This is a genomic window from Achromobacter maghribensis, from assembly GCF_057334215.1.
Genome location: NZ_JBHFII010000034.1, coordinates 116,706 through 125,340, shown reverse-complemented (window position 1 = coordinate 125,340; position 8,635 = coordinate 116,706). Strand labels below are relative to the sequence as shown.

Below are 8,635 nucleotides of genomic sequence, written 5' to 3'. Positions count from 1 at the left end.
GCGCGCCGGGTCGCGTTCGCGCAGCGCGTACTGGGCCTGCGTCAGCATGATGGCCAGCGGCGTGCGCAACTGATGCGAGGCATCGGCCAGGAAGTGCGACTGCTCATCCAGCACGCGGCGATAGCGGGCGATATGGTGGTTGACGGCGTCGACCAGCGGCGACACTTCGTTGGGCACGCGCGAGGCGTCCAGCGGGGTCAGGTCGTCGGGGCGACGGTTGCGGATATCGACCCGCAGGCGGCGCAGGGGCTTCAAGGCCCACGACACGCCCCACCAGACCAGCAGCACCACCAGCGCCAGCATGCGCGTGTCGCGCAGGATTTCCTGGCGCCGCGCATTGTTTTCGGCTTCGATCCGCTTGCCGGTGCTTTCCGCCACCACGACCAGGACCTGGCGGTGCAAGCCCTGGTAATAGAGATCACGCACGACCGCGACCACCCGCACCGGATCATTGCGGTAGACGCCGTCATAGAACACGGGTTGGCCGTTTGAGCGCGGCCAGCTCGGCGGGCGCGGCATTTCAGGCATGCCCAGCAGCGTCTTGCCCTGGTCGGTGGGCACGGGCGCGCCGTCGGGTAGCGGCGGGTCGATCTGTTCGATGCGGAAGTACTTGCGCAGCCCCGCGCGGGACTCGAGCATCACCTGCGCATACAGCGGCGTGGCCACCTGGAGGTTGCCGTCAGGCGTGAATTCCAGGCTGCTTTCCAGTACGCGGGCAGGTTCCACCAGCGCGCTGTCATAGGCCTCGTTGGTGATCTCGGACAGTGTGCGGTAGTCGTTCAGGCTGTCGATGACCAGCAGCACCACCACGCCGGGCAACAGCAGGATGATCAACAGCGCGCGGATGCCGACGCGCGGCAACCCGGGGATCCGCAGGCTCACTCAGGATTCCGATGCCGCGGACTCGCTGGTGACGCTTTCCAGCATATAGCCCAGCCCGCGCACGGTGACGATACGCACGTCGCTGCCGGCCAGCTTCTTGCGCAGCCGGTGCAGCACGACCTCGATGGCGTCGGGATTGGCTTCGCTGTCGTGCGTGAAGACCTTGCCGAACAATTGCGATTTGTCCACCGGATAGCCGCTGCGAGTCAGCAGCGCCGCCAGCGCGGCGTGTTCGCGCGGGGTCAGGAACAGCAAGGAGCCGTCCAGCGTGAAGGCACGGCTTTCGCTGTCATAAGACAGCGAGCCGCATTGCAGGCGCGGATGCTGGCGGCCGCGGCTGCGACGCACCAGCGCGGTCAGCCGTGCTTCCAGCTCTTCCAGCGCGAAGGGCTTGGTCAGGAAATCGTCGGCGCCCAGGTTCAGTCCGCGCACGCGGTCCTGCAGTGCGCCTTGGGCGGTCAGCAGCAAGACCGGCGTGCGGTCGTCCCGGTTGCGCATCTCGCGCAGGACGACCAGGCCGTGCTTGTCGGGCAGACGCAGGTCCATGACGATGGCGTCATATTCCGTGCCCGCCATGAATGCCTCGGCGGTGCGAGCATCTGCCGCATGGTCTGGCACGAACCCGCTTTGGGCAAGCGCGCGCATCAACCAGGACGCCATGTCCCGTTCGTCTTCAACCAACAATATGCGCATGACCGTCCGTTCCTTCGGGCAAATTCTCTGCTGCCCGCTGTCCGTGCACGCGTTGGCGCAGATAGCGGGTTTCGTGATGACGCCGAAAGAGGATCGCCGACAACTCGTTCAACGCCTGGGTATAGACATCGCGCTTGAACTCGATCACGGCGTCCAGGGGTACCCAATACTGGCTCCAGCGCCAGGCATCGAATTCCGGATGCTGCGTCGCGCGCAAGCACACATCGCTGTCACGTCCCACCAGGCGCAACAAGAACCAAATCTGTTTTTGTCCTTTATAGTGGCCACGCCACTCACGCCGGACGAAGTGATCGGGCACGTTATAACGTAACCAATCGCGTGTACGCCCCAAAATACGGACATGCTCGGGCTTCAAGCCCACCTCTTCATGGAGTTCGCGATACATGGCCTGCACCGGGCTTTCGCCATATTTGATGCCGCCCTGGGGGAACTGCCATGCATGTTCCCTGATACGCTTGCCCCAAAAGACCTCGTTTCGACTGTTGACGAGAATGATGCCGACATTGGGGCGGTAGCCTTCGCGGTCAAGCATGGGCCACCCCCACCGAATTCAATACAATTACAGTCGATTATACGTATCTGCTGCCACCTTTAAACATGCGCGCATCCAACTACCACATCAACACCCTCAAAGAAGCCCCTTCCGAAGCCGAAGTCGCCAGCCATCAGCTGATGACCCGGGCCGGGATGATCCGCAAACTCGCGGGCGGCATCTACACCTACATGCCCCTGGGCCTGAAGATCATCCGCAAGGTCGAGGCGATCGTCCGGGAGGAAATGAACGCCTCGGGCGCCATCGAGCTGCTGATGCCGGTGGTGCAACCCGCCGAGCTGTGGCAGGAATCGGGCCGCTGGGAGCAATACGGCGCCGAACTGCTGCGCATCAAGGACCGCCACCAGCGCGACTTCGTGCTGCAGCCGACGTCCGAGGAAGTCATTACCGACATCGCGCGCAATGAAATCCACAGCTACCGCCAGCTGCCGCTGAATTTCTATCACATTCAGACCAAGTTCCGGGACGAACGCCGCCCCCGCTTCGGCCTGATGCGCGGCCGCGAATTCACCATGAAGGACGCCTATTCCTTCGACCGCGACGAAGCCGGCGCGCTGAAAAGCTACGACACCATGTACGCCGCCTACATGCGCATTTTTGGCCGTCTGGGCCTGGAATTCCGCGCAGTGGCGGCCGATACCGGCTCGATCGGCGGCACCCGCAGCCATGAATTCCAGGTCATCGCCGATACCGGTGAAGACCTGCTGGTCTATAACGCCGACACCGACTACGCCGCCAACATCGAACTGGCGGAAGCCGTTGCCCTGTATCCGGTGCGCGGTGAAGCCACGCAGGCCATGGCCGACGTGCCCACCCCGGGCGCGGCCAAGTGCGAAGACGTCGCCAAGCTGCTGGGCCTGCCGCTGGAAAAGACGATCAAGTCGATCGTGCTGGCCACCGACGGCGACAAGGGCCGCGTCGACATCTGGCTGCTGCTCTTGCGCGGCGACCACGAACTGAACGAAATCAAGGCGAGCAAGGTGCCGGGCCTGGCGGGCTTCCGCTTTGCCACGGAAACCGAGATCGTCGAGTATTTCGGCTGCAAGCCCGGCTATCTGGGCCCGGTCAAGACGGCCAAGCCGGTGCACGTGATCGCCGACCGCACGGTCGCGAACATGGCCGATTTCGTCTGCGGCGCGAACAAGGAAGATTTCCACATCCAGGGAGTAAACTGGGGCCGCGACCTGCCCGAGCCCGAGCTCGTGGCCGATCTGCGCAACGTGGTCGCGGGTGACCCGTCGCCGGATGGCAAGGGCACGCTCTCCATCCAGCGCGGCATCGAAGTGGGACACGTTTTCTACCTGGGCAAGAAGTACTCCGAAGCCCTGAAAGCCACCTTCCTGGACGAAACCGGCAAACCGGCCGTCCTGGAAATGGGTTGCTACGGCATTGGCGTGACCCGTATCGTGGGTGCCGCCATCGAGCAAAACCATGACGCCCGCGGCATCATCTGGCCCCGCGCGATTGCCCCCTTCGAAGTGGTGATCTGCCCAGTGGGCTGGGGCAAAAGTGAAACCGTGCGTGACACCGCCCAGAAGCTCTATGAATCGCTGCTGGCACGGGGCGTGGACGTCATTCTGGACGACCGCGATGCGCGCCCGGGCGTGATGTTCGCTGAATGGGAATTGATCGGCGCGCCGCTGCGTGTAACAGTTGGAGAACGCGGCCTGAACGATGGTGTGGTGGAATTGCAGGCCCGTCGGGAAACCGAAGCGGCCAAGATTCCGGTAGAGTCCGCGCTGGAAACGGTGCTGGCGAAGCTGGACACCCTCTAACCTTATAGCTACTACGGACTTTCCGCGTCCCGACCCGCATCACTTCCTATCCGTATCGTGACCGACCCGAAGTCCGCCGAATCCCTCCTGCATGTCCGTGTCTACTACGAAGACACGGATGCGGGCGGGGTCGTTTTCTACGCTAACTACTTGAAGTTCCTGGAACGCGCACGCACTGAATGGCTGCGTAACCTGGGAGTCAACCAGTCCGGGCTGGCCGCCAGCGAGCAACGTTTATTCGTTGTCCGCTCCTTGGACATGTCCTACCGGAAGCCGGCCAAACTGGACGATTTGCTTACCATACGCAGCCGAGTCACCAAACTGGGCCGCGCTTCGATACACTTCGCGCAGCGCGCGGAACGCGACGGGGAACTGCTTGCCGAAGGCAACATCCAAGTCTGTTGCGTCGATGCCGCCAACATGCGGCCGACGGAACTGCCGACCGATCTCCGCGCCAAACTGGAATCAATTCAGGAATAACCATGCAAGCCACCAGCGACATGTCGTTGCTTTCGTTGATTTCGCACGCCAGCGTGCCGGTCCAGCTGATCATGCTGATGCTGTTGGGCATCTCGATCATGTCCTGGACCTATATTTTCGCCAAGCGGCTTGCGATCAAGCGCGCCCATACGCAAACCCGCCGCTTTGAAGACGATTTCTGGTCGGGCGGCGACCTGTCCATGCTGCAACAGGCCGTGGCCTCGCGCCGCGACGAACAGGGCGCGCTGGCTCGCATCTTCGATGCCGGCATGACCGAATTCCTGAAGGCCCGCCGCGGCAACTCGGCAGGCGACGCCACCGCCCTGCTGGATGGCCCGCGCCGCGCCATGCGCGCCGCCTACCAGCGCGAGATGGATTCGCTGGAATCGCACCTGAACTTCCTGGCATCCGCCGGTTCGGTATCGCCCTACATCGGCCTGCTGGGCACGGTCTGGGGGATCATGCACGCCTTCATCGGCCTGTCGAACATGCAGCAGGCCACGCTGGCCTCGGTGGCTCCGGGTATCGCGGAAGCCCTGATCGCCACCGCGATCGGCCTGTTCGCCGCCATCCCGGCCGTGGTCGCCTACAACCGCTTCACGAATGACATCGATCGCATCTCGATCCGTTTCGACAGCTTCGTCGACGAATTCCTGAACATTCTGCAACGGCAGGTGCGCTAATGCCCTCGGTAAGCTCACGCGGCAGGTCCGGCCGCCGCATGAAGGCCGACATCAACGTGGTGCCGTACATCGACGTGATGCTGGTGCTGCTGGTCATCTTCATGGTGACCGCGCCCCTGATCACGCCCGGGCTGATCCAGCTGCCTTCGGTCGGGGCGGCATCGGATGTGCCCGTGAAACCGTTGGAAGTCCAGATTTCGGAAGACGGCAAGATCGCCCTGCGCATGCGTGAGCCCGGCGCCACGATGCAGGACATCGCGCGCCCCGAGCTTGTGGCGCAAGTGCGCTCGCGCATTACCGCGGAAACGCCGGTGGTCATCGCCGCCGACGGCAAGGTGCCCTACGAGACGGTCGTGAAGGTGATGGACGAACTGCGCACCAACGGCATCACCCGCCTGGGCTTGCTGGTGGACCAGTCCGCCGCCGGCGCTTCCCAGCCCGCATCCGCGAAAAAACGCTAACGCGACGCCTTCCGCCGGCTTGCCCGGCATGCAACGCCCATGACGCCACCCATAATTCGACACCGCAGCGGCCCGCCGGCCACCCCGCCCAATAACGACAACCGGAATGCGCTCATTCTGGCTGTGGCGGTGCACTTGCTGCTGCTGGTTGCCCTGATTTTCGGCGTGAGCTGGCGCACGGAGGCCCCCGGCCCCGTCGAAGTCCAGCTTTGGGCCGACGGCAATTCGCCCGTCTCCCCGCCTCCCACGCCCCAGCCCGAACAACCCAAGCCGGCCCCCAAGCCCGAGCCCAAGCCCGAGCCTGAAAAGGCGCCCGAGCCGCCGCCTCCGCCCCCTCCTCCGCCCAAGCCCGAACCCGAGGTTCAGCCCAAGACCGAGGAAGTAGATCCCGAGATCGCGATCCAGGAAGCGAAGAAGAAGCGCGAGCAGGAAGAAAAGGCGCGTCAGGCCGCTGAAGCGGCCAAGGAAAAGGCGCGCCTGGAAGAAGAACGCAAGCAGGCTGAATTGAAGGAAAAGAAGCGCCTGGAGCAGGAACGCCAGGCTGCCGAGAAGGCGGCCGCCGAAAAAGCCGCGGCTGACAAGGCCGCCGCCGACAAGGCTGCCGAGAAAGCCGCTGCCGAGAAAGCCGCTGCCGACAAGGCCGCTGCCGAAAAGAAGGCCAAGGACGACGCTGCCAAGAAGGCCGCCGCGGAAAAGGCCGCTGCCGACAAGGCGGCCGCCGAGAAAGCGGCCGCTGACAAGGCCGCAGCTGAAAAGGCCGCTGCCGAGAAGGCCGCCGCCGCCAAGAAAGCCGCTGCCGACAAGGCCTTGAAGGATGCGTTCCGTAATGACGCGCTGGGCGCCGCAGGCATCCCCGGCGGCACGGCAGACCGCAACCAGGCGGGCGGTGGACGCGATAACGGCTATGCCGCCAAGGTGCGCGCCTGCATCCTTCCGGGCGTGGCTTACCAGCCTCCGCCACGCAGCGGATCCGGAAATCCGACCGCACAATACCGGGTACAGTTAGGTACTGACGGGAAGGTTAACGGCGTATCGCTGACCCAATCCTCCGGCAATCCGGCGTTCGACCGCGCGGTCGAGACCGGCATCCGCCGCTGCAACCCATTCCCGAAGCCCTCCACGGGCGGCTACGACAAGTTCATTGACGTAGTGCACAAAATGTATGATTGACAGGAGATTGATGAATATGACTCCCGCTTATAGCCGACGAGGTTCCCTCCTCGCTCTCTGGCGATCGTATGGGCTCGGTTTGCTGATGCTTACACTGGCCTGCCTGATGGCGATGAAACCGGTCCACGCCCAATTGCGCGTTGATATTTCCGGCACGGGCGCGACGCAGTATCCGGTCGCCATTGCCGATTTCGCGGTGGACGACACCCACGGCCGCGCCCTGGCTGAAGTGATCCGCGCCGACCTGACCCGCACGGGCCAGTTCCGCCTGATCAATGCCGCCGGTTCCGGCCTGAATGTCGATTCGCCCATCGCCCATGACGACTGGCGCGGCAAAGGCGCCGACTTCCTGGCTTATGGCAGCATCACCCGTGGGGCCGATGGCCGCTACGACGTGCGCTACCGCCTGGCCGACACGGTGAAGAAGGGGCAATTGGACGGCGTGGCTTTCTCCGGCACCGAGCAGGAACTGCGCCGTGTGGCCCACCAGATCGCCGATCGCATCTACGAAAAGATCACCGGCGTTCGCGGCGTGTTCTCGACCCGTATCGCGTATGTGCTGAAGAAGGGCGCCACCTACGAACTGCAAGTGGCCGATGCCGACGGGCAGAACCCGCAAGTGGCGCTGCGTTCGCGCGAGCCCATCATTTCGCCGTCCTGGTCGCCCGATGGCGCCAAGCTGGCGTACGTGAGCTTCGAGTCCGGCAAGCCGGTTGTGTATGTGCACACCCTGGCCACCAGCGCCCGCGTGCCCGTCGCCAACTTCAAGGGCAACAACAGCGCCCCCGCCTGGTCGCCCGACGGCTCCAAGCTGGCCGTGGCGTTGACACGTGACGGTTTGTCGCAAATTTACATCGTTGGCGCGTCCGACGGGTCGAATCCCACCCGAGTTACGCGTTCTCCCGGGATTGACACCGAACCGACCTTTACGCCAGACGGTGCTTCCATTATCTTTACGAGTGACCGCAGCGGCGGGCCGCAAATCTATCAGACCGGCTCGACAGGTGGCGAAGCACGCCGCCTCACGTTTAATGGTGGTTACAACATATCACCCCGAATTTCCCCCGATGGATCGACGCTGCTGTACGTTGCAAGACGCGACGGCGCGTTTCGAATCGCGTCGTTGAACCTGTCCTCAGGCTCCGAATCCTTGATCACTGATGGTCGTGACGATCAGTCGCCAAGTTTCGCGCCGAATGGCATGCAAGTCCTTTACGCCGCCATCCAAAATGGACGTAGCGTACTTGCGGGTGTTTCGAGCGATGGCCGCGTACGGCAGACGCTTTCGGTACTGAACGGGGAAATACGTGAACCGACTTGGGGCCCATTTACCCGATAACACGTGTGACTCTCTTTGCAAAGGAACTATCATGAAGTCGCGCATTGCCAAAAGCCTGACCATTGCCGCTCTGGCTGCCACTCTGGCAGCTTGCAGCTCCGTCCCTCTCGACGATAAAGCGGGTCAGGGCGGAGGCGCTGGCCAAGGATCTTCGGCCTCTGGCCAAATCCTTGATCCCTTTAACCCCCAAAGCATCCTGGCGCAACAGCGCTCGGTGTACTTTGATTTCGACAGCTACACCGTGTCGGACCAGTACCGTGGCTTGGTCGAAACCCATGCCCGCTACCTGGCTTCGCACCAGCAGCAGAAGGTCAAGATCGAAGGCAACACCGACGAACGCGGCGGTGCTGAGTACAACCTGGCCCTGGGCCAGCGTCGTGCAGACGCCGTGCGTCGCATGATGACCCTGCTGGGCGTCAGCGACAACCAGATCGAAACCATCAGCTTCGGCAAAGAAAAGCCGAAGTCGACGGGAACGTCGGAAGCCGACTTTGCTGAAAACCGCCGCGCCGATATCAACTATCTGCGTTAAGCTTTTCGTATAGTCCAAGAGCCCTACCACGCGTCGGGGCGGGCAG

General features: G+C 63.2%; 10 protein-coding genes. 7 read left to right on the top strand and 3 right to left on the bottom strand.

The window, feature by feature from the left end; translation table 11 throughout:
• The 3 genes from ACE039_RS14265 to ACE039_RS14255 all read right to left on the bottom strand — a co-directional run.
• Positions 1-882: sensor histidine kinase N-terminal domain-containing protein (locus ACE039_RS14265; RefSeq protein WP_485822648.1), on the bottom strand; the 882-nt coding region annotated here is incomplete at its 3' end.
• On the bottom strand, positions 883-1,575 hold the full coding sequence (locus tag ACE039_RS14260) for a response regulator (protein WP_006225987.1): 693 nt from the start codon (positions 1,573-1,575) through the stop codon (positions 883-885).
• Positions 1,556-2,128, bottom strand: a complete 573-nt coding sequence (locus ACE039_RS14255) for an RNA pyrophosphohydrolase (RefSeq protein ID WP_006217428.1) — start codon at positions 2,126-2,128, stop codon at positions 1,556-1,558. The genes ACE039_RS14260 and ACE039_RS14255 overlap by 20 nt, the downstream gene beginning before the upstream one ends.
• Positions 2,129-2,193: 65 nt before the next feature.
• Here ACE039_RS14255 and ACE039_RS14250 point away from each other — a divergent pair, with 65 nt between their 5' ends.
• The 7 genes from ACE039_RS14250 to pal are packed head-to-tail and all read left to right on the top strand — an operon-like array spanning position 2,194 to position 8,589.
• Positions 2,194-3,924, top strand: a complete 1,731-nt coding sequence (locus ACE039_RS14250) for a proline--tRNA ligase (protein WP_485822647.1) — start codon at positions 2,194-2,196, stop codon at positions 3,922-3,924.
• Between the two features lie 57 nt (positions 3,925-3,981).
• Positions 3,982-4,404 (top strand): tol-pal system-associated acyl-CoA thioesterase, encoded by a 423-nt coding sequence (ybgC, locus tag ACE039_RS14245; protein WP_485822646.1) that lies wholly within the window; start codon positions 3,982-3,984, stop codon positions 4,402-4,404.
• Positions 4,405-4,406: 2 nt separating this feature from the next.
• Positions 4,407-5,087, top strand: a complete 681-nt coding sequence (gene tolQ / locus ACE039_RS14240; RefSeq protein ID WP_006225984.1) for a protein TolQ — start codon at positions 4,407-4,409, stop codon at positions 5,085-5,087.
• Positions 5,087-5,548, top strand: coding sequence for an ExbD/TolR family protein (locus tag ACE039_RS14235; RefSeq protein ID WP_006225983.1), 462 nt, complete (start codon positions 5,087-5,089; stop codon positions 5,546-5,548). Before tolQ ends, ACE039_RS14235 begins: the two co-directional genes overlap by 1 nt.
• Positions 5,549-5,587: 39 nt before the next feature.
• On the top strand, positions 5,588-6,718 hold the full coding sequence (gene tolA, locus ACE039_RS14230; RefSeq protein ID WP_485822645.1) for a cell envelope integrity protein TolA: 1,131 nt from the start codon (positions 5,588-5,590) through the stop codon (positions 6,716-6,718).
• Between the two features lie 16 nt (positions 6,719-6,734).
• Positions 6,735-8,057: a Tol-Pal system beta propeller repeat protein TolB gene (tolB, locus tag ACE039_RS14225; protein ID WP_105559343.1), complete on the top strand. Its 1,323-nt coding sequence runs from the start codon at positions 6,735-6,737 to the stop codon at positions 8,055-8,057.
• A 31-nt stretch (positions 8,058-8,088) separates the two neighbouring features.
• The gene (gene pal / locus ACE039_RS14220) at positions 8,089-8,589 is read left to right on the top strand and encodes a peptidoglycan-associated lipoprotein Pal (protein ID WP_006217420.1); all 501 of its coding nucleotides are present in this window, start codon (positions 8,089-8,091) and stop codon (positions 8,587-8,589) included.
• Positions 8,590-8,635: the final 46 nt, after the last annotated feature.